At 49.1% G+C, this 20413-nt stretch carries 22 protein-coding genes, 1 rRNA gene and 1 other annotated feature; all 23 genes read left to right on the top strand.

The features are described from left to right. Positions 1-24: 24 nt before the first annotated feature. Complete coding sequence (locus KJS63_RS13480; protein WP_213619621.1) at positions 25-1251, top strand: SPOR domain-containing protein; 1227 nt, start codon at positions 25-27, stop codon at positions 1249-1251. Between the two features lie 149 nt (positions 1252-1400). Next, complete coding sequence (locus tag KJS63_RS13475; RefSeq protein WP_244862602.1) at positions 1401-2018, top strand: Maf family protein; 618 nt, start codon at positions 1401-1403, stop codon at positions 2016-2018. Positions 2019-2056: 38 nt separating this feature from the next. Further along, a complete protein-coding gene (radC, locus tag KJS63_RS13470) occupies positions 2057-2746 on the top strand; it encodes a RadC family protein (RefSeq protein ID WP_068615752.1) in 690 nt (229 codons plus the stop codon). 38 nt (positions 2747-2784) lie between these two features. Continuing rightward, positions 2785-3819 carry a rod shape-determining protein gene (locus KJS63_RS13465; RefSeq protein ID WP_068615754.1) on the top strand — a complete coding sequence of 345 codons (1035 nt, stop codon included), beginning with the start codon at positions 2785-2787 and terminating at the stop codon, positions 3817-3819. 48 nt (positions 3820-3867) lie between these two features. Beyond that, positions 3868-4746, top strand: coding sequence for a rod shape-determining protein MreC (mreC, locus tag KJS63_RS13460; protein ID WP_068615756.1), 879 nt, complete (start codon positions 3868-3870; stop codon positions 4744-4746). Further along, positions 4743-5270, top strand: a complete 528-nt coding sequence (gene mreD / locus KJS63_RS13455) for a rod shape-determining protein MreD (RefSeq protein ID WP_213619619.1) — start codon at positions 4743-4745, stop codon at positions 5268-5270. Before mreC ends, mreD begins: the two co-directional genes overlap by 4 nt. Before the next feature lie 81 nt (positions 5271-5351). After that, the gene (gene minC, locus KJS63_RS13450) at positions 5352-6014 is read left to right on the top strand and encodes a septum site-determining protein MinC (RefSeq protein WP_213619618.1); all 663 of its coding nucleotides are present in this window, start codon (positions 5352-5354) and stop codon (positions 6012-6014) included. A gap of 3 nt (positions 6015-6017) precedes the next feature. Continuing rightward, positions 6018-6812 (top strand): septum site-determining protein MinD, encoded by a 795-nt coding sequence (gene minD / locus KJS63_RS13445; protein WP_068615762.1) that lies wholly within the window; start codon positions 6018-6020, stop codon positions 6810-6812. Between the two features lie 172 nt (positions 6813-6984). Beyond that, positions 6985-7890: a M23 family metallopeptidase gene (locus KJS63_RS13440; protein WP_213619617.1), complete on the top strand. Its 906-nt coding sequence runs from the start codon at positions 6985-6987 to the stop codon at positions 7888-7890. After that, on the top strand, positions 7883-8737 hold the full coding sequence (locus KJS63_RS13435) for a M50 family metallopeptidase (protein ID WP_213619616.1): 855 nt from the start codon (positions 7883-7885) through the stop codon (positions 8735-8737). Before KJS63_RS13440 ends, KJS63_RS13435 begins: the two co-directional genes overlap by 8 nt. Positions 8738-8809: 72 nt before the next feature. Beyond that, complete coding sequence (locus KJS63_RS13430; RefSeq protein ID WP_213619615.1) at positions 8810-10039, top strand: Rne/Rng family ribonuclease; 1230 nt, start codon at positions 8810-8812, stop codon at positions 10037-10039. Positions 10040-10118: 79 nt separating this feature from the next. Next, positions 10119-10197 (top strand) — a sequence feature (ribosomal protein L21 leader region). A gap of 13 nt (positions 10198-10210) precedes the next feature. Next, on the top strand, positions 10211-10522 hold the full coding sequence (gene rplU, locus KJS63_RS13425; RefSeq protein ID WP_068615774.1) for a 50S ribosomal protein L21: 312 nt from the start codon (positions 10211-10213) through the stop codon (positions 10520-10522). 13 nt (positions 10523-10535) lie between these two features. After that, positions 10536-10868, top strand: a complete 333-nt coding sequence (locus KJS63_RS13420; protein WP_068615776.1) for a ribosomal-processing cysteine protease Prp — start codon at positions 10536-10538, stop codon at positions 10866-10868. Positions 10869-10886: 18 nt separating this feature from the next. Continuing rightward, positions 10887-11198 (top strand): 50S ribosomal protein L27, encoded by a 312-nt coding sequence (rpmA, locus tag KJS63_RS13415; protein ID WP_068615778.1) that lies wholly within the window; start codon positions 10887-10889, stop codon positions 11196-11198. Between the two features lie 123 nt (positions 11199-11321). Next, on the top strand, positions 11322-12056 hold the full coding sequence (locus KJS63_RS13410; RefSeq protein WP_213619614.1) for a Spo0B domain-containing protein: 735 nt from the start codon (positions 11322-11324) through the stop codon (positions 12054-12056). Between the two features lie 21 nt (positions 12057-12077). Further along, positions 12078-13391, top strand: a complete 1314-nt coding sequence (gene obgE / locus KJS63_RS13405) for a GTPase ObgE (RefSeq protein WP_068615782.1) — start codon at positions 12078-12080, stop codon at positions 13389-13391. Between the two features lie 140 nt (positions 13392-13531). Continuing rightward, a complete protein-coding gene (locus KJS63_RS13400; RefSeq protein ID WP_213619613.1) occupies positions 13532-13969 on the top strand; it encodes an ACT domain-containing protein in 438 nt (145 codons plus the stop codon). A gap of 47 nt (positions 13970-14016) precedes the next feature. Then, positions 14017-15303, top strand: a complete 1287-nt coding sequence (locus KJS63_RS13395) for a homoserine dehydrogenase (protein WP_068615787.1) — start codon at positions 14017-14019, stop codon at positions 15301-15303. Between the two features lie 25 nt (positions 15304-15328). Continuing rightward, positions 15329-16306, top strand: coding sequence for a homoserine kinase (gene thrB, locus KJS63_RS13390; protein ID WP_213619612.1), 978 nt, complete (start codon positions 15329-15331; stop codon positions 16304-16306). Next, positions 16303-17193, top strand: coding sequence for a prephenate dehydratase (pheA, locus tag KJS63_RS13385; RefSeq protein ID WP_213619611.1), 891 nt, complete (start codon positions 16303-16305; stop codon positions 17191-17193). The genes thrB and pheA overlap by 4 nt, the downstream gene beginning before the upstream one ends. Continuing rightward, the gene (ilvE, locus tag KJS63_RS13380) at positions 17193-18074 is read left to right on the top strand and encodes a branched-chain-amino-acid transaminase (RefSeq protein WP_213619610.1); all 882 of its coding nucleotides are present in this window, start codon (positions 17193-17195) and stop codon (positions 18072-18074) included. Before pheA ends, ilvE begins: the two co-directional genes overlap by 1 nt. A gap of 167 nt (positions 18075-18241) precedes the next feature. Next, the gene (locus KJS63_RS13375) at positions 18242-19759 is read left to right on the top strand and encodes a LysM peptidoglycan-binding domain-containing protein (protein WP_213619609.1); all 1518 of its coding nucleotides are present in this window, start codon (positions 18242-18244) and stop codon (positions 19757-19759) included. 430 nt (positions 19760-20189) lie between these two features. Then, positions 20190-20413 (top strand): 16S ribosomal RNA (locus KJS63_RS13370); the annotation flags it as partial.

Raw genomic sequence — 20413 nt, 5'->3', positions numbered from 1 at the left:
GAGGGGACAAGGAGAGTGTATCAGGTGAACAAGGCCAGAATGACATTTCGGTTTGATGAGCAGGAGACAAATCCGCTCTCGCCGGGCCGGCAGAGCGAACATAAAGTCCGTACAGCAGGCGTAAATGATGAACTGGATCGTAAGCCAGAGCGCAGCATTAACCGGGGCATAGAGCAGGATGCCGGTCGGGATACAGTTCAAGCTGTAGATCAAGTTACAGATCAAGCGCAGCGGACTCCCTCCCTTGTCATGGACCCGCTGGAGAGTTGGGGGGAGCCGTTCCAATCCCACAGTCAAATGGCTTTGCCGGTGATTTCTGGAGACAGGGATCGAGGCTTTCTCTATGAAAATGAAGATATCGACAGCATCATGAAAGATGCTCTGGTCCCGGGTGATAACGTGTATTATATATCCCCAAAGCGCCCTTCAAAATGGAAGCTGTTTGGATCAATTGCCGCGGCTACTGTAACGGGGGTGCTGTTCGGGTTTGTGGTTTTGTCGCTTTTTAACAAGGACGTCTCCCTCTCCATACCCGGGCTGACGAGCGCAAGCCATTCGGGAAACCCATCCGCAATCTCTGTTCTGGGTTCTCCGGATAATCTGGGAGACCCGGGCGGCGCTGCCCCGGTTGTAAAAGCGGTGCTGCCTGAGCAATCCTATTACTTCCTCCAATACGGGGTATTCAACTCTCCACAAGGGGTGAAGCAGGCTCAAGAGGAACTCCTGCAATCAGGCGTTGCCGCGGCGATGGACACTCAGGATAATAAGCGGGTATATGCCGGTGTATCTCCGGAAAGGGAGCAGGCCAAGCTGTTAAGCAGCCAGTTGAAATCCAGCGGGGTTAACCTGATTGTGCACGAGGTGATCTACCCGGCATCGGCAGAGATTAAGTACAGCGGAGATGCGGGGGTGTTGGATCAATACCTGGAGGACAGTGCCGATCTTGTGAAGCTGCTGAGCGTTACTTCGGCGGGTCTGCTGGAATCCAAGGAGGGCAAGAAGCAGAGTGCAGGGGAAATTGCCAATCTTAAACAGAAGCACCGGGGATGGACGGAGCATGCGGCTGCTGTTAAGAGCAGTCTGCCTGAGGATACCAGGCAGACTGCTGCAATGATGGAGAAGTCGATGAGCAGCGCGGTTAAGGCTTTGGATGAGTACAACAATAACGGCTCGAAGACGCATTTATGGGAAGTCCAGACGGCTATGATGGAGTATATTATGCTCCAGAAGAAGCTCCTTGGAATTAACTAACTTGAATAAGCTCATACTACCGGCAGGCGGAGATGGAAATACTTCCCCTGCCGGATTTTTGTTTGTATTGCTATGCATTTAACCTTATAATAAGGAAGTGTCAAAAAATGGCGAGGAATCCGAATCTACAGAGGGAGGATTCATTTTTTTTGGACAAGAATCGATCACGAACTATTATATTGGCCTCAACGTCCCCGAGAAGAAGGGACTTGATAGCAGGCTTACATATTCCGTATGAAGTTGTACCCAGCCACGCAGATGAGTCCACACCGGAAGGATGGACGCCAGAGCAAATCGTCAAGGAACTGTCGCTTCGCAAAGCCTCGGCTGTTTATGGGGAACTGGTACCTGCAAGAGAGGACGCAGTAATTGTCGGAAGCGACACGATTGTGGTTTTGGACGGGCAGGTGCTTGGAAAGCCACCGTCCCGGGAAGAGGCCGCTTCTATGCTGAGGTCGCTGCAGGGACGCACTCATCTTGTCTATACTGGAGTTGCTTGTATAGATGGCGGCACAGGCAGCACCCTTGTAGATTATAGGTCTACAAGGGTGACCATGCGGGCGTTGACTGAAGACGAAGTTAGGGCCTATGCAGACAGCGGGGAAGGACTCGATAAGGCAGGCGCTTATGCCATTCAGGGGCTTGGAGCCACATTGGTTACCGGAATAGAAGGGTGTTACTTCAATGTTGTTGGACTTCCGCTATCTCTTCTAAGTGAAATGCTGAAGTCTTTTAATTTGTTAGTGCTGAAGTTCCGTTCCAGTTAAGGAATTTGCCGTGATGAACAAAGGAGAGATAGATTACGATGGAGCCAGCTAACTATATGCTGCGCGACATTCCCCATGATGAACGCCCACGAGAACGCATGATGCAATATGGGGCAGGTGCGCTCAGCCATGCCGAATTGCTAGCCATACTACTTAGGACAGGAACGAAGCAGGAGTCTGCGCTCCACGTCGCCCAGCGGATACTAAATCGTGCGGGAGGCCTTCGGAATTTGATGGACCTCAGCGTGGAAGAGCTTATCCAGACGAAAGGGATCGGCACAGCCAAAGCGGTACAGCTGAAGGCTGGGCTAGAGCTGGGTGTGCGCATGGCTGCAACACGGATGCCGGATCGGATCGTGATCCGCTCTCCACGGGACGCGGCGAATTTTCTCATGGAACAGCTGCGTTATTTGCAAAAGGAACATTTTGTCTGTTTATTTCTTAATACAAAAAATCATATCATAGCTCAAGAGACACTCTCCATGGGCAGCCTTAATGCCTCGATTGTTCATCCGCGCGAAGTATTCCGGGCAGCCATCAAATGCAGCAGCGCTTCGGTCGTCTGCGCGCATAATCACCCCAGCGGCGATCCAACGCCGAGCCCGGAGGATATTCAAATTACACAGAGACTTTGTGAAGCGGGACAGATAGTGGGAATAGATGTTCTGGATCATATTGTAATTGGAGACGGGGACTTCGTTAGTTTGAAGGAGCAAGGTCTCATGTAATATAATAGCTTAGACACAAAAGGAAAGGGAGTTACATCATGCTAGGTGGTTTTACTAAAGACTTGGGAATTGACTTGGGAACAGCGAATACACTTGTTTATATCCGTGGAAAAGGAATTATTGTTCGTGAGCCTTCCGTGGTAGCTCTTAATACTGATACGAAAGCCATTGTGGCTGTTGGTGAATCCGCCAAGAAAATGATCGGCAGAACGCCGGGCAACATCCGGGCAATCCGTCCAATGAAAGACGGGGTTATTGCCGACTTTGATACAACAGCAACGATGATCAAATATTTCATCCGTCAGGCACAGAAGCAGCGCTCTTTGTTCCAGCGCCATCCGAATGTGATGGTCTGCGTTCCTTCCGGTATTACAGCGGTGGAGCAGCGTGCGGTTGAAGATGCGACCAAGCAGGCAGGTGCACGTGAAGCCTATACGATCGAAGAGCCATTTGCGGCAGCGATTGGCGCCGACCTTCCGGTATGGGAGCCTACGGGAAGCATGGTCGTGGATATCGGCGGTGGAACGACCGAGGTGGCCGTTATTTCTCTTGGAGGTATTGTAACCAGCCGTTCTGTCCGTGTGGCGGGCGATGAAGCTGACGAATCTATCATTCAATATATCAAGCGCCAATATAATCTCATGATCGGGGAGAGAACGGCTGAACAGTTGAAGATGGATATCGGTTCGGCTATGCCGCTGGAGCAGGTAGAGACGATGGAAATCAGGGGCCGCGATTTGGTGACAGGCCTGCCTAAGACGATTACCATTACTTCAGACGAAGTTTCGGAGGCTTTGGGCGATACGGTGAATGCCATTGTAGATGCGGTTAAAGTTACTTTGGAGAAATGCCCGCCGGAGCTTGCAGCAGACATCATGGACCGGGGAATTGTGCTGACAGGTGGCGGGGCTCTGCTTCGCAATCTGGATAAATTGCTGGCAAATGAGACAGGCATGCCTGTTATTGTGGCTGAGAATCCGCTGGATTGTGTAGCTGTTGGTACGGGCCGCGCACTTGATAACATTCATCTCTTTAAATCTAGAAGCAGTTCAGCGATCAAATCTAGAAGATAGTCTGTGAAGACAGCCCTTGCCATGGGAGAGAAAAAGTAAGATAAGAGGGTGTTGGAACTGTTTAAGCTGCTCGGTAACAAAAGATTGTTTATACTGCTGATAGGACTTATCCTGTTCGTAGCTGTAATGGGATTCACTCTTGGACCACGGGCAGGCTTGACCTGGCCCGAGAAATTCATCAAGGATACGGTTGGCTTCGTTCAATCAGTATTCTACAAGCCCGCTCGCGCTGTAGCGGGCTTCTTTGAAGATATTGGGAATCTCCGGTCTCTTCAGGAAGAGAACAAGGAACTTAAGATTATGATGGCGCATTATACGCGGGAGAAGCCGCTGCTTAACTCACTGCAGAAACAAAACGATGAGCTCAAAAAAAATCTTAACTTCACACAGTATCAGTTAGAAACGAATAAAACGGAGCTGGCCATTGTCGATGTCGTCAGTGTGAATAACGACCCGGCGAACCGGACCCTGGTCATTAACCGGGGCAGCAATGACAAGGTCAGAAAAGGGCTTACGGTCATCTCGGACAAAGGAATGGTTGGCGTCGTTAGTGAGGTCAGCAACTTCACATCAACAGTCAAACTGCTGACTTCACTGGATTCCAGGGACATCAACTCGGCCGGTATCGCAGTTACCGCGCAGGGGAAAGAAGACACTTCTTTTGGGATCATCGAAGATTACGATCAGCAGTCGGGAACTTTCATTATGACCAAGATTGATCATCAAAAGGATAAGCTGGCCAAGGGTGATACTGTTGTAACCTCCGGGGCCGGTGGCGCTTTTCCTAAGAATATGATTATCGGTACGGTCGTCAGCCGTGATCCAGGGACCGGACTGACGGATACGGCCCGAATCAAACCGGCAGCTGACTTTGAGAATTGGAAGAGCCTGTTTGTGGTTATGACCAAGGAGGTACCAGGGCAATGAAGCGTCGTTATATTCTGACGCTGCTGTTGTTCCTTCTGTTTATTGTAGAGGGGACCATCGTGCCATTGTTGATTCCTGGGGCGTGGCAGACCCGGATTATTCCACACTTGGTATACGTGGTGATCCTGTTCGCTGCAGTCTATGACCACCGTTATATTGGATTGATGCTTGGTCTAGCCTTTGGTATGCTTCATGATGTGGTATTCTACGGAGTTATGGTTGGCGTATATTCATTCTCGATGGGATTATCCGGATATTTGATGGGCCTGATATTCAGGTCCCGTCATGCTTCCATTGTAGTGATGATGATCGTGGTAGTGATCGGCAGCATTCTAATGGACTCTATGGTTTTTGGCATCTATTCGATATTTAAAATTTATACGCTGCCTTACACATACGCGCTGGTGGATCATATTGTTCCGACCATGATCGTACAGCTTGTCTTTGCGCTCGCGATTTATGTTCCTCTTCGCCGTCAGATCGAGAAGCTGGTGAAACGGCGCCCCAAAGAGGAGACCGCCTAACTTTCCAGGCCGCCAATTTGCCTGGTGAAGGAGGAAACAGGAGGCTCATTCACGAATTGTTGTAGGGGGAGGGACAGGCTTATGACTGTAAAATCAAATCATGTAACCATCAAAGGCACCAAAGACGGCCTGATTTTCCTGCTTGACGATCAGTGTGAGTTCTCGGAGCTTCTTGAAGATCTTAGATATAAACTGGAACACAGCCATCAAAACATCCTCACAGGACCAATCATTCACGTTGATGTGAAGCTGGGCATGAGAGAAGTAACAGAGGATCAAAAGACGGAGCTATTGGACACCCTCAAGCAGAAAGGGAATCTGCTGATCAGGTCTATAGATACACCTGCCCAAAGCATGCTGGAGGTGGATCAGAACCAACTAACGATTCATACTGGCATGATCCGTTCCGGGCAAGTACTTCATCATGAAGGCAATATTTTATTTCTCGGCGATGTCAATCCAGGGGGGACTTTGGAATGCACGGGAGATATTTTTATAATGGGAGCTTTAAGAGGGATGGCTCACGCGGGGGTCAACGGGAACATGGAAGCTGTCATTGCAGCCTCATACCTGGCCCCTACCCAGCTCCGAATTGCGGAAGTGATCAGCCGACCGCCGGATGAGTGGGAGAACAGGGAGACAAGCATGGAGTTTGCTTTCCTGAAAGATGGAGTTATGCAAATTGATAAGATTACGAATATTGTCCGAGTCCGGCCGGATTTAAGCTCATTTAAAGGGGTGTAGATTATGGGAGAGGCTATTGTCGTCACTTCAGGAAAGGGCGGCGTCGGAAAGACAACCACGTCTGCCAATATAGGAACAGCGCTTGCGCTGCTTGGCAAAAAGGTATGCCTGGTTGATACGGACATTGGGCTTCGGAACCTGGATGTGGTGATGGGGCTGGAGAATCGCATTATCTACGATCTGTGTGATGTGGCGGAAGGGAGATGCCGGCTTAATCAAGCGCTTGTGAAGGATAAGCGTTTTGAAGAACTATATATGCTTCCCGCCGCACAGACCAAGGATAAGAATGCCGTTTCGCCAGAGCAGGTTAGGGATATTATTCTCGAACTGAAGAAGGAATATGAGTATGTGATTATTGACTGTCCGGCTGGTATTGAGCAGGGCTTCAAGAATGCCATTGCAGGTGCCGACCAGGCGATTGTGGTGACTACGCCGGAGCATGCCGCTGTAAGAGATGCGGACCGCATAATCGGCCTGCTTGAGAACTCCCATATCAAGTCTCCCAAGCTTGTGGTTAACCGGATCCGTGTGAATATGGTGAAGTCCGGGGACATGCTGGATATCGACGGAATCCTGCAGGTGCTTAATATTGACCTGATCGGAATTGTTCCTGATGACGAGCTGGTTATTAAAGCGGCGAACACCGGAGAGCCGACGGTGATGAACCCGGATTCCAGGGCAGCTATAGCTTACCGCAATATAGCACGCCGTATTCTCGGGGATACCGTGCCTTTAATGCAGTTGGATCAGAAGAAGGGTGCCTTTACCCGCTTCAAGAAGTTTTTTGGGATGGGCTAACGCAGCCTAATAAACGAACTAAACGGAGTATGCAGACATGACACTAATAGGAGTGTTCTCTCTGCATGCTCCGTTTTTTTATGCTTCCGGGCTCGTTCATATTTGTCCTTGCTGCCTCATATAGTGAAACAAGCTATAAACCAAATGAAGCAGTAAAGGGGAAATTAGCGCTATGGACATGAAGTCTAACGTGAAAAAGCGCAGAGAAGAGCGAATCCGACAGCTGTTGGCCGCGCCAGCGGATCATGTTACCTCAAATAAACCTTTGTGGGACACGGCCGTGCCTGAGTTTCAGGACGATAAAATGAATCATCGTAGTGAGCATATATACCGGGAGGAACCAGGGCCGGCGGAGGCTGACCCGGAGCAGGCCTGGAAGATGAGGAGTTCACGGTGGCTGGCTGATTCCGGTGAGTATCCGGGAGGACCGTATGTGCCTGTGAGTCGGTCCAGAGCTTCTTTTTGGAAAATGTTCATGATGAGGGCGTTTGTAAGCACCTTATTGTTTGGAGCTCTTTGGGGAATTCATCGCTACCAGCCGGAGTGGTCGCTGCCTATACGAGTCTTTGTGACCAAAGCGATGACAGAGGAGCTTGACTTTAAAGCGGCTCAGGTTTGGTATGAACAGCACTTTGGGGGTGCCCCTTCGTTTATTCCTATATTCGGCCAAAGCGAGGACAAGGGGCAGAAAGTACAGGGGCAGCGCATTTTCTCAGCGCCGGTTCAAGGAACGGTTTCTTCTCCGTTTGCTCTTAGTTTTAAAGGAATTGAGATCATATCCACTGCGCCTTCGGGGGGAAGTCAGCTGCCAGTGAGAAGCGTGGAGACGGGGCGTGTAACTGAAGTTAATCAGGATGTGATTACCGGGCTGACGGTCCAGATTCAGCATGCGGACGGATATTACTCCATTTATGGACATCTAGGCGGGGCCAAAGTGCAGAAGGGCGATTGGATTGAAGGCGGGGAGCCGATCGGAACGTTAAAGAGCTCATCTGAAGCGGAGCAGGTCTCCTTGTATTTTGCCCTTAAAAAAGATGGCCAGTATATAGACCCGTCGGCCGTGGTGCCTTTTGATTAGGGTTCTCGGCATTCCGTTCTCCGTTCATCCCCTCTTTGTCCTGGTGATGCTGGCCTCCGTGTTTACCGGACGATTTCTGGAGCTGATCGCCCTGTTCGGGATCGTCTTTGTTCATGAGCTTGGACATGTTGCTGCCGCCAGGTGGCTTGGGGTACCTGTGCTATCGGTTATGATGCTTCCCTTCGGAGGGCATGCGGTACTAGAGGACCGAGGAGACTTCACTGCCGGAAAGGAGCTCGTTATCGCTCTGGCGGGCCCATTTCAGAATCTTGTTCTGATCTTTGTAACCGTCCTGCTCCAGCATTTCGGAGTTTGGGAAGGGGCATTTCCGGTTTATTTTATAGAGTGCAATCTGTTGATTGCGCTATTTAACCTGCTGCCTATTCTGCCGCTGGATGGGGGAAGGATCTGTCAGGCGCTGTGCAGCCTGTCCATGTCATTTCATTCAACTCTGGTGTGGTGTACGCGGCTGAGCATGGTTTTCAGCGCTCTCGTTATTGTATATGCGGTTGTTCCCTGGCTGGCAGGGGGAGCGCTTCAGCTAAATCTGCTGTTGATTGGAAGCTTCCTGCTGTATACCAATATGACCGATTACCGGAACGTTCATTTCCGGTTTCTTCGATTCCTGATGAACCGGGACAAATCCTTTTCCCACCATCTGATTCAAGGCAGTCTGGTCCAGCCGATTATTGCCGAGACCGCGAAACCTTTGGACCGGATTCTGCGTCTATTAAGGCGGGAAAAGTATCATTTCATCTATGTGATGAATCATGAAGGTCAGATTGTGGCAGTAGTGCCCGAACAAAAGGTGATTGCGTCTTATTTGACAGGGGGGTCAGGTCAATAAGCCATTGGTTCGTGTTATAATTAGGTTCGCTTTATAAATGTTTTGTCAGAGCGTTAGCAGAGGTGAGAATAGATGAAGCAGATGGTTGTTCACTGCGAGCCAGGGTCTACACAACTTGCACTGCTTGAACAGGGCAAGCTGGTGGAATATGCGGTAGAATGTTCCGAGGAGAGCGGTGCTGTCGGAAGTATTTTTAAAGGCCGCGTGGTTAATGTGATTCCGGGAATGCAGGCTGCTTTTGTGGATATCGGGCAAAAGAAGAACGCTTTCCTGTACATAGACGACGTATTGCATCCCCACCTGGAGAAGCAGCCCAAACAAAAGCCATCGATTACGGAGCTTCTCCGGGTCGGGCAGGAGCTGCTTGTTCAAGTCGTTAAGGATGCTTCAGGCACGAAGGGTGCGCGGGTGACGACCCATTATTCCCTTCCAGGCCGATGGATCGTATATATGCCAATATCCGGTTATGTAGCCGTATCCAAGAGGATAGATAGAGAATGGGAACGAACCCGGCTTAAGCAGCTTGGAGAGGAGCTCCGGGCTGAGGAGGAAGGCTTGATTATCCGAACGGTAGCCGAGAATGAGCATCCCGAAGCCATTGAGGAGGATCTCAGGTTACTCCGTGGTTTATGGAAGTCAATTGAAGAAAAAGGCGCCCGCGCACATGCCCCGGTCCTTCTTCACCAGGATCTGAGTATGGTACAGCGGCTTATGCGGGACGTCTACATTCCGCAGACCGGTGAACTGATTCTGGACAGTAAGGAGCAGGCGGAGGAAGCTGCCCTTTTCCTCGAAGGGATGCTTCAAGGTGATTTTCCGAAGGTTTACAATTATCAGGAAGAGAGACCGATATTTGAGGCTTACGGTATCCAGGAGCAGCTGGATAAGGATTTTCAGCGGAAGTTGTGGCTGCCTGGAGGCGGATATTTAATCTGGGACCGGACGGAGGCCCTGACGGTGATTGATGTGAATACCGGCAAGTTCACCGGGACGGACAATTTGGAGAATACCGTATTCCAGACCAACCTGGAAGCGGCCAGTGAGATTGCACGACTGCTTCGTCTCCGGGATACGGGCGGAATTGTCATTATTGATTTCATTGATATGGTGCTTGAGGAGCACCGGGACCGTGTGCTGGACAGGCTGGAGATGGCGATGAGGCCTGACCGTACCCAGCATCATATTCTGGGGTGGACGAAGCTTGGCTTACTGGAGCTTACTCGGAAGAAAATGAGAGAAGGCAGTGGAAGTTATCCAGGCACATGCAAAGCATGCCATGGAACTGGGAGAATTAAGGTTTAATGAAACAGGGAATTGATATTGATTTTTTAGGATGCTCATGCTAATATAATTTAGTATGTGTCTTAAGTGAACTCTTCTGCACATGCTGTAACCGCTCCGATCGGGTCTGCAAGTATGCCATCCGGCATCACCTGAATCAGGCGAGTCTGAGAAATGAGGAGGTGCAGACAAATGTACGCAATTATTGAAACAGGTGGCAAGCAATACCGTGTTCAAGAAGGTGATGTTCTTTACATCGAGAAATTGAATGCTGGTGACGGCGAGAGTGTTACTTTCGATCGTGTTTTGGCAGTTTCTAAAGGTGACGGCTTGGTAGCAGGAGCTCCACTGGTATCCGGCGCTAGTGTAACAGCGAAAGTTGAGAAACACGGCAAAGGTGAGAAAGTGGTTGTTTTCAAGTACAAAGCTAAGAAGAACTACCACAAGAAACAAGGTCATCGTCAACCATACACGAAAGTGACCATCGAGAAAATCCAAGCGTAAGAAGGTGCGGTAATTGATTACTGTCTCCATATTGCGCCGTAACGACAAGGCTATTCAGGGATTCAAGATTATAGGACATGCCAACTATGCCAAGGCTGGCGAAGATATTGTGTGTGCAGGGGTATCCGCTGTCACTGTAGGTACTGTCAATTCAGTTGAAGCACTTACCGGTATCGTTATGGATACGGAAATGAAGAACGGATTCTTGAATGCGTCGCTTCCCGACATGTCTCCATCTCCGGCACTTGAACAGGCACAACTGTTATTATCGTCTCTGGTCGTCATGTTGAAGAGTATCGAACAGTCATACGACAAGTATATTAAGATAAAGTACGTTAATATTTGAAGAAGGAGGTAGACAACAATGTTGAAATTGGATCTCCAGTTATTCGCATCGAAAAAAGGTGTGGGTTCCACAAAAAACGGACGTGACAGTGAAGCGAAACGCCTTGGCGTTAAGCGTGCTGACGGACAAACGGTTACTGGTGGAAGCATCCTCGTTCGCCAACGCGGTACGAAGATTCACCCAGGTACCAATGTGGGAATCGGCAAAGACGACACTCTCTTCGCTAAAGTTGATGGTGTAGTGAAATTCGAACGTTGGGGTCGCGATCGCAAAAAAGTGAGCGTCTACCCTGCTCAAGTCGCTCCGGTAGCGGCTGCAGTAGAAGCGTAAGAATTTGATTAAGCCTCCGGCAGTTATGCCGGGGGCTTTTTTTGTAGCCGTCCGTCAGGCGCGCCGGGAATTCATTTATGATATACTGGTTAATGATGTCACCTCGAAAAGGAATGGAATAATATGAAATATCGTAAAATGGCGCCGTATGCGGCTGTCTTGTTGGCTCTAGCCCCTATGATATCGGTATACTTTGCACATTCTTTGATTTTGCATCTATTGGCATGCATATGGGGGTTTCTCGTGGGTCTGCTCTATTATCAGTATATGAAGCGTCAGAACGAGAAAGAGAGGAAGCGGCTGCTGGATTCGTTTCAGAGGACGGCTACTGCTACACTTGGACATCATCGGCACGACTGGATGAATGATTTGCAAATTTTGTATGGTTATATTCAGCTTGGCAAGCATGATAAACTTGTGCATTGTGTGGAAAGAATAAAGGAACGGATGAATACGGAGAGCAGTATCTCCAAACTCGGCATCCCTGCATTGGTGTTCTATCTGCAGTCGTTCCGTGAGGTTAACGGGTCTGTTCATCTGGATGTTGAAATTGAGGAAGGGCTGCAGCTCGGAGATCTGCTGGACGATGGGCAGGCGGAGGAATTGACCGATGCCATTATGGATACGATTCGTGCGTATCAATTTACTGGGCGTTCTTCCTGGGGAGAGATTCTGGAACTTAAGATGTCCATGTATACAGAAGACCGGGAAGTTGTAGTTATGTTTGAGCAGGATGGGAATTGTGGGAATGCAGAGATGCTGAGACAGCGTATTGAGGAGACAGTTCAAGGCAAGCGGATCAAAGCCGGTCTTACGGGGTCTCCTCAATCCTCATTTGAGCTGCGCATACCATGTTGAATTATATAATGAGGTGAAACCATGTTTGTAGATAAAGCGAAGATCTATGTAAAAGGCGGTGACGGAGGCGATGGAATCGTCTCCTTCCGACGTGAAAAATATGTGCCGGAGGGAGGCCCTGCCGGCGGTGATGGCGGACGCGGCGGTGATGTGATTTTTCGCGTGGATGAAGGTCTGCGTACGTTGATGGACTTCCGTTATCAGCGTCACTTCAAAGCCCAGCGTGGGGAGAAGGGCCGCAACAAAAGCCAGCATGGTGCTGGTGCTGATGATATGATCGTCCGGATTCCGCCAGGAACGGTAATTATCGATGAGGATACCCAGGAGGTTCTGGCCGATCTGACCCGTCATGGACAGCAGGTGGTCGTAGCCCGCGGCGGACGCGGCGGACGCGGCAACATCCGTTTTGCAACTCCTAACAACCCGGCTCCAGAGCTTGCAGAGAATGGGGAAGAGGGTCAGGAGCGTTATATTATTCTTGAGTTGAAAGTGATGGCTGATGTAGGGCTTGTTGGATTTCCAAGTGTCGGAAAATCCACCTTGTTATCCGTAGTCTCCGCCGCGAAGCCGAAGATTGGAGCTTATCATTTCACGACCATCACACCGAATCTTGGGGTAGTTGATGTGGGCGAGGGAAGAAGCTTTGTAATGGCCGATTTGCCAGGTCTGATCGAAGGTGCACATGAGGGCGTGGGACTTGGTCATGAATTTCTCAGACACGTTGAGCGGACAAGAGTAATTATTCATGTCGTGGATATGGCTGGTTCCGAAGGCCGGGATCCCTTTGAGGATTGGCAGAAGATTAATGGGGAACTGAAGCTGTACAATGCGGACCTGGAGAATCGGCCTCAGATTGTGGCGGCGAACAAGATGGACATGCCGGAGTCCTCAGAGAACCTGGAGGCCTTCCGCGCGAAGGTTGCTGAGGTTCGTCCGGATTTAGAAATTTATCCAATCTCCTCGCTGACCCGAGAAGGTGTGCAGGAACTGCTGTACCGTGCGGCTGACCTGCTGGACGAAATACCAGAAGCACCTGCCATTGAAGAAGTGACAGAGCTGAATGAACGCAAGATCTACAAGCTGGATAAGAAGGAAGATAACAGCTTTGTCATTAAGCGTGAGAATGAAGCTTTTGTTGTGGAAAGTCCGGCGATTGAACGGATGATGAAGCGGATGCAGCTTAACAGTCATGAGGCAATTCTGAAGCTTGCACGCACGATGCGCCATATGGGGATCGATGATGAGCTTCGTAAAAGAGGCGCGGAAGACGGGACGATTGTCCGTATCGGTGACTTTGAATTTGAATTTGTGGAAGGCAGCAGTTACTATTACTAACACTCATGCCGTCTGTTGTCTTGGAATAGGGACAGCAGACGGCTTTTTTATTAAAAGGTCCTCTATCTATTGCCCGGACGAGCTCTATCCTTTATAATGTCCACTATGGGAAAACAATAGTCTTTATTAGGAGGACGTTTGTGAAAGAACGTTATTATCTGGTGCGGGAGGATATTCTGCCGGAAGCTGTGGTCAAAGCCCTTCAAGCCAAGCAGCTGCTAGCCAGTGGCGAGGTGAAGACGGTTCATGAGGCTGTAGAGCAGGTGGGCATCAGCCGCAGCGCTTTTTATAAGTATAAAGATGGGATTCATGTGCTTAATCAGCTGGAGCGGGACCGGATTGTGACGGTATCGTTCGATCTCGAACACCGTTCAGGAATACTATCTGAGGTGCTTGCTCTTGTTGCGGGCTTCGGAGGCAATGTTCTGACGATTAATCAAAGCATCCCGCTTCAAGGAAGGGCGAATGTGGTTATTTCCGTTGAAACCTCGAATCTGACAGAAGAGCTGGATGATCTGACAGCATCCCTTCAGGAGACTCCTGGAGTGCGGAGAGTTCATATCATTGGCCAAGGTTAGGCGGATGTATATAGATTAATAGTTTTATTAAATAGGAGGAGTAACGGATGAAACCTGTTAGAGTTGGATTATTGGGACTAGGGACCGTGGGGACGGGTGTGGTCCGTATTGTGGAAGGTCATCAGGAGGATCTGAGCAGTCAGGTTGGTTCTCCGATTGTGATTGAGAAGATTGCGGTCAAGAGTATGGATAAAGCAAGAAATATTGCTATTGATGCCAGCAAGTTGACGGATAATCCGCTGGATGTAATTAGAGACCCGGAGATTGATGTAATCGTCGAGGTCATGGGCGGAGTTGAAGGGACCAAGGAATACATTTTGGAAGCATTGGAACGCGGAAAGCATATTGTAACTGCAAACAAGGATCTGATGGCTCTGTACGGCTCCGAGATTCTGGCCAAGGCCATGGAGAAACAGTGTGATGTGTTTTATGAGGCCAGCGTGGCTGGAGGGATTCCGATAATCCGGACGCTGATCGAAGGCTTCTCTTCCGACCGGATTATGAAGATCATGGGGATCGTGAATGGCACGACCAACTATATACTGACCAAAATGAGCCAAGAGGGCGCTTCTTATGAGGATGTTCTTAAAGAAGCCCAGGAGCTCGGGTATGCAGAATCAGATCCAACCTCCGATGTGGAAGGTCTGGATGCCGCTCGCAAGATGGCGATTTTGGGCACTTTGGGATTCCGGACGAATGTTGAGTTAAGTGATGTGAGTGTGCGAGGTATTTCCAGTGTCTCCAAGGAAGATATTTTGTATGCCAAACAGCTTGGTTATGAAATGAAGCTGCTCGGGATTGCGGACAGACAGGACGATCAGTTCAGTATTACGGTACAGCCAACGATGGTTAAGAAATCTCACCCGATTGCTTCGGTGAATGGTGTCTTTAATGCTGTCTATGTGTACGGTGAAGCTGTCGGGGAGACCATGTTCTACGGTCCTGGGGCCGGCGAAATGCCGACGGCTACTTCGGTTGTTGCTGATTTGGTGGCTGTGGTGAAGAATTTGAAGCTGGGCGTCAACGGCTTGAAAGCAATTGTCCCTTATAAACCCAAGAAGCTCAAGAGCGATGAAGAGATTGCTTATAAGAACTTCCTGCTTCTCCACGTTGAGGACAAAGCCGGGGTTCTGGCCCAAATCACACAAGTGTTCGCAGAATATGAAGTCAGCCTGGAATCGGTGGTTCAGTCACCTAATGAACAGCACTCTGATGTTGAAATTATGATTGTCACTCATGACGCGAGCCAAGCGAGCATGAATAAGGTGCTTCGTCATTTTGAGTCCTTAAGTGTGATCCGCCGGATTAAGAGTGTGTATCGTGTTGAAGGCTAATCACTTAGGCAAAGGAGTTTAATTCATGAGTTCTCCAGTATTAAACGGTGTCCGGGTGAAGGTTCCCGCGAGTACCGCGAATTTAGGTCCGGGCTTCGATACCTTAGGAATGGCTCTATCGTTGTATGCATGGATTGAGCTGAAGCCGGCGCATCAAACCAAGTTCCATCTTTATGGTGATGAGATGAACGGAATCCCGACCGATAAGACCAACCTCATCTACCAAGTGGCCCAATCCGTATTTCAAGAAGCCGGAGTGGACCTGCCTGAGCTTGAAATTTCAATGTATTCTGATATTCCTCTAACCAGGGGGCTAGGGAGCAGCGCATCCGCTATTATTGGAGCGCTTGCAGCGGCCAATGAATTAATAGGGGCGCCTTTAACAAAAGATAAGCTGTTTGATATGGCTACAGCACTCGAGAAGCACCCAGACAACGTGGGGGCCTCCTTGTTCGGAGGCATCATTGCCGCCAGCTGGGATGGACAACATGCGGACTATCTCCGTATTGAACCGCCAACTGGGCTGGGGGTACTTGTTGCTATTCCTGATTTTCAGCTGTCTACTTCGAAAGCCCGGGGAGTGCTGCCTGAACAGGTGACTTTATCCGATGCGGTGTACAACATCAGCCGCTCTTCATTATTGACTGCCGCCCTGTCGGCTGGACGACTTGATCTGATTGCATCTGCCATGCGTGACCGGCTGCATCAACCTTATAGAGCTTCGATGATTCCTGGAATGTCCAGAATTCTGGAGGAGGCTCCGTCCCATGGTGCACTTGGCGCGGCGCTAAGTGGTGCGGGCCCTACGTTGCTTGCTCTAGTGGACAAAGAAGCGGGAACTGGTGCTCAGCTGGAGCAATTTCTTGCAGATGTTCTTGGGGAACAGGGCATTAGCGCTAGAACGTTGTGGCTGGAGCCTGATAAGGACGGAGTTGTTGTTGTAGACGGCGCTTCAGAGGAAGTTTCGTTCATGGATACTATTAAAGGGGAATACACAGCATGAAAAGAATTGCTCTACTGCCAGATGGGACGGTTTCCCACGAAGCGGCGCTCTATTTATTTGATGAAGAACCCGTTGAGCTGGTTCATTATAAGCAAATCTCGGATGTGTTTCTGTCTACCGCGAATGGAGAGACCGACTATAGTGTAATTCCGATTGAGAACACAATCGAAGGTTCCGTGTCACTGCATATGGATTGGTTGGTGCATGAGGTTGACATACCAATGCAAGCGGAATGGGTGTATCCGTCTATCCAAAACCTTGTGGGGAGAAGAGAAGAGGCTGAGTCTTCAGAGGGAAAACCGGATTGGTCCAAAGTGACCAAGGTTATTTCTCATCCTGTCGCTATGGCTCAGTGCCTGCAATTTATTCGCTCTCATATGCCGCAGGCAGAGCTTGAGCATGTAGGCAGCACCTCCGAGGCCATTGAGACGGTTAAAAACAATCCCGGCAAGGGATGGCTTGCGATTGGCACTCTGCTTGGAGCCAGACGCCATGGACTGGATGTATTGGCTGAGAAGGTGACCGATCACGATAACAATTTCACCCGCTTTATTTTGATTGGGCCATCCAAACCCAAGGTGCTCAAAACATCCGGTGAGGACAAGACCAGTATTCTGGTTACGCTGCCTTCTGATTTTCCGGGGGCGCTGCATCAGGTGCTTTCTGCATTCTCATGGCGCAAGCTGAACTTGTCCCGTATTGAATCAAGACCAACGAAGAAAAAGCTGGGCAGTTACTATTTCTATATCGATGTACTCCATAGTTTAGACTCCGTACTGCTCCCTGCAGCAATTGCCGAGATTGAAGCGCTTGGGTGCCAGGTCCGCATTCTGGGTTCGTATTTAAGTTATTCTTATGAGAATACAATGACGGAGGTACAGAACTGATGGCTGAACAGTGGATTTACTTGGATGGAGAGTTTGTAACGAAGGAAAAAGCTACCGTATCCGTATTCGATCATGGTTTCCTTTATGGGGATGGCATATTTGAAGGTATCCGCATATACAACGGGAATATTTTTAAATGCAAGGAGCATTTAGAACGTCTATATGATTCAGCTAAATCCATTCAGTTGAATATTCCTCTCTCTTATCAGGAGATGGAAGATGCTCTTGTTGAGACCCTTCGCCGTAATGAGCTTCGCAATGGATATATTCGTCTTGTCGTTTCCCGTGGCGTGGGGAACCTAGGGCTTGATCCCAACCGCTGTCCTAAGGCTTCTGTTATTATTATTGCGGAGCAGCTTGCAATCTACTCTGAGGAAGCGTACAGGACGGGGCTGAAGACGGTTTCGGTATCGACCCGCCGGAATATTCCTGATGCTTTGAATCCTAAGATTAAGTCATTGAATTACTTAAATAACATCCTGGTCAAAATCCAGTCCAATCTGGCTGGAGCCGGCGAGGCAATTATGCTGAATGCGCAAGGGTATGTTACAGAGGGGTCGGGAGATAACATTTTTATCGTAAAAAAAGGAGTTATCACCACTCCCCCTTGTTATCTGGGAGCGTTAGAAGGCATTACACGTCAAGCGATCATCGAAATTTGCGAGCGGGTAGGCTTGAAGCTGAAAGAAGAGCCTTTCACGCTTCATGATGTTTATATTGCGGATGAGGTGTTCCTAACGGGTACGGCCGCCGAGGTTATTGCGGTTCGTGAAGTAGATGGCCGGATCATCGGTGAGGGCCAGGCTGGTCCGATTACACTTCGTCTGCTTGAGGAATTTAGAAGTATAGTGGATCAAGATGGTGTTAAAGTTTGGGAGTAACAACGGAATTGCGATTCTACAGGTTCAAATCCTTTCTGCCTTTCAGTAGGTAGAAAGGATTTTTTTATTTTCGAGGATGTCAAAACCCGGGCTCTTGCATAGGATGTATTAAATGGGCAAGGGGCGAATATCACGGCCCTAAGAAGAATTTAGGAGGTCTGTGTCAGGTGAAAATACACATTGTGCAGCAGGGAGATACCCTGTTTGAGTTGTCCAAGAAATATGATGTTCCGCTTCAGAAGCTGATCGATGCTAATCCGCAGCTCGCGAATCCGGATCAATTGAATATTGGGGACAAGGTCAAAGTGCCAACGGTTGGGGTACCTATAGGGAATCAAGGCGGGAGCAATGTCATCTATAAGCACGAGGTGAAGGAAGGGGATACGCTTTGGAAATTGTCCAAAGCCTGGGGAATCCCGCTGGATTCCATCATCAGTGCGAATCCGCAGCTTGCCAACCCCGATGACCTCAAGGTTGGTGATATCGTGAATATCCCGTCTGCGGGGAAAGCTAATACGACAGCGCCTCAGGCAGGCAGCGGTTCTATGGGAACTGGGGATAAAGTCCATACAGCTCCGATAATTTCGGAGGGGAAGAAGAATACCGCTCCGATTGAAGGCGGTAAAAAGAACACAGCTCCGATTGAGCAGGTACCTGTGCCTGAAGTTCCAACACCGCTCCCAGCACCAGCACCAGCACCAGCGCCTGTTGTACCGCCGGTCATCGAGATTCAGCCGGCTCCCCCAGCCCCCCAACCTATAATTCCTCAGTATAATATTGAGGTGGAGTACTCTGAGATTAGCGCACCTAACTATGTCTTTGAGTTCCAGCAGCCACCGGTATATCAGTATGTGCCTGAGTACCAGCCACAACCTGAGCCTTATGTCCCTGAGTATAAACCTGAGCCGATTAAAGAATCGCCCTGTGGCTGTGGCTCAAGCTCCCACCATTTATCTAAACAATATCCAGTCGAAGCAGAGAAAGTCTCAGGACTTTATGATTATGCTCCGATGACAGAACAGCCATTCCAATCATACCAACCTCAAGGTCAGTATCAAGCGGAAAATCCGTCTTTTCTAGGTGAGTATCCAGGAATCTCGGCTGCTCCGATTTATGAATGGCCTCAGGTCTATCCGCCTGTTGAGCCCTGCCAACCAGCTTGGCCTTATCATCATGGCATGCATCATGCTCCATATGGTTACGGCCCGGAACAGAACATAGGAGGAGCCCAATATTCTCCTCAAGGCTCTCCATGGGGAATGGAGTATTCACAGACTCCTTACCAGCATCCATATCCGTGTGCTCCTTACGGCGCTTTCCACTCTGTTCAACCACAACCATACGGATATTCCACTCCGGTTGAGCCTTATGGATCTTATGGAGGCTATGAGCTGCCGCCGCAGCCTTCAGTACCTCATTATCCACTTGGTGGGTTCGGTGTATCGGATGTGATAAGAGAAGAACGTGAAGATACAGCTTCAGAAGATACTCCTGTCATCCAAGGGTTTGAGGGACAGGATAGTGAAGCTGATATACAAGAAGGAGCGAAACGGGAAACAAGAAAAGAGGGGAAGAAGGCCCGGACTTCAAACAGTAGTCCTGCAAAAAAGGAAAGGGAGAAAGCCAGTTCGAAGCCAGCAACTAAAAATAAAGACACCAGACAAAATCCTTGGATTAATGAATAAATAAAGAATGCGGGAGGCTCGCGAGGAGTCTTCCGCTTTGTGTCTGTTTCCATAATTTATACTATATAAATTGCTTGTACAATTAGTCGAAAGATGTTATATTATAAATCCGGCCGCGAGGTTGGGGGTAAGGACTGAAAGATTTCATATGAATTGAATTCTTCGAAAAAAGTTCTTGCATCTATAATGTGAATGTGATATATTATAAGAGTTGCTGCTGAGACACTGAATGCTAACTGAATCGATGGCGAAGTGGTTAACTAAATGAGAAATTGATCTTTGAAAACTGAACAACGAGTGAGATACAAGATTGAAGAACTTCGGTTCTTTAATCGAATGAGAATTAAAATGGATGAATTTCAATTGAGCTTCGGCGAAAATTAAAATTCTATCCTTTCTTGTCAGTTTCAAAATGAGCAAGTCAAACACTTTAATGGAGAGTTTGATCCTGGCTCAGGACGAACGCTGGCGGCGTGCCTAATACATGCAAGTCGAGCGGACTTGATGGAGAGCTTGCTCTCCAGAGAGTTAGCGGCGGACGGGTGAGTAACACGTAGGTAACCTGCCTGTAAGACTGGGATAACTACCGGAAACGGTAGCTAATACCGGATACGCAAGTTTCTCGCATGAGGGACTTGGGAAAGACGGAGCAAT

It is taken from the genome of Paenibacillus sp. J22TS3 (assembly GCF_018403205.1).
Classification (GTDB): domain Bacteria; phylum Bacillota; class Bacilli; order Paenibacillales; family Paenibacillaceae; genus Fontibacillus; species Fontibacillus tuaregi.
The sequence above is the reverse complement of the archived record's forward strand: the minus strand, read 5'-3'. Positions and strand labels throughout refer to the sequence as shown.

Excerpts from the sequence above, each read along its gene's own strand:
- pheA (WP_213619611.1), top strand. The coding sequence starts at position 16,303 with ATGAAAAGAATTGCTCTACTGCCAGATGGGACGGTTTCCCACGAAGCG.
- mreD (WP_213619619.1), top strand. The coding sequence starts at position 4,743 with ATGAAGCGTCGTTATATTCTGACGCTGCTGTTGTTCCTTCTGTTTATT.
- obgE (WP_068615782.1), top strand. The coding sequence starts at position 12,078 with ATGTTTGTAGATAAAGCGAAGATCTATGTAAAAGGCGGTGACGGAGGC.
- KJS63_RS13430 (WP_213619615.1), top strand. The coding sequence starts at position 8,810 with ATGAAGCAGATGGTTGTTCACTGCGAGCCAGGGTCTACACAACTTGCA.
- KJS63_RS13395 (WP_068615787.1), top strand. The coding sequence starts at position 14,017 with ATGAAACCTGTTAGAGTTGGATTATTGGGACTAGGGACCGTGGGGACG.
- KJS63_RS13440 (WP_213619617.1), top strand. The coding sequence starts at position 6,985 with ATGGACATGAAGTCTAACGTGAAAAAGCGCAGAGAAGAGCGAATCCGA.
- radC (WP_068615752.1), top strand. The coding sequence starts at position 2,057 with ATGGAGCCAGCTAACTATATGCTGCGCGACATTCCCCATGATGAACGC.
- ilvE (WP_213619610.1), top strand. The coding sequence starts at position 17,193 with ATGGCTGAACAGTGGATTTACTTGGATGGAGAGTTTGTAACGAAGGAA.
- KJS63_RS13410 (WP_213619614.1), top strand. The coding sequence starts at position 11,322 with ATGAAATATCGTAAAATGGCGCCGTATGCGGCTGTCTTGTTGGCTCTA.
- rplU (WP_068615774.1), top strand. The coding sequence starts at position 10,211 with ATGTACGCAATTATTGAAACAGGTGGCAAGCAATACCGTGTTCAAGAA.
- minD (WP_068615762.1), top strand. The coding sequence starts at position 6,018 with ATGGGAGAGGCTATTGTCGTCACTTCAGGAAAGGGCGGCGTCGGAAAG.
- thrB (WP_213619612.1), top strand. The coding sequence starts at position 15,329 with ATGAGTTCTCCAGTATTAAACGGTGTCCGGGTGAAGGTTCCCGCGAGT.
- KJS63_RS13465 (WP_068615754.1), top strand. The coding sequence starts at position 2,785 with ATGCTAGGTGGTTTTACTAAAGACTTGGGAATTGACTTGGGAACAGCG.
- rpmA (WP_068615778.1), top strand. The coding sequence starts at position 10,887 with ATGTTGAAATTGGATCTCCAGTTATTCGCATCGAAAAAAGGTGTGGGT.
- minC (WP_213619618.1), top strand. The coding sequence starts at position 5,352 with ATGACTGTAAAATCAAATCATGTAACCATCAAAGGCACCAAAGACGGC.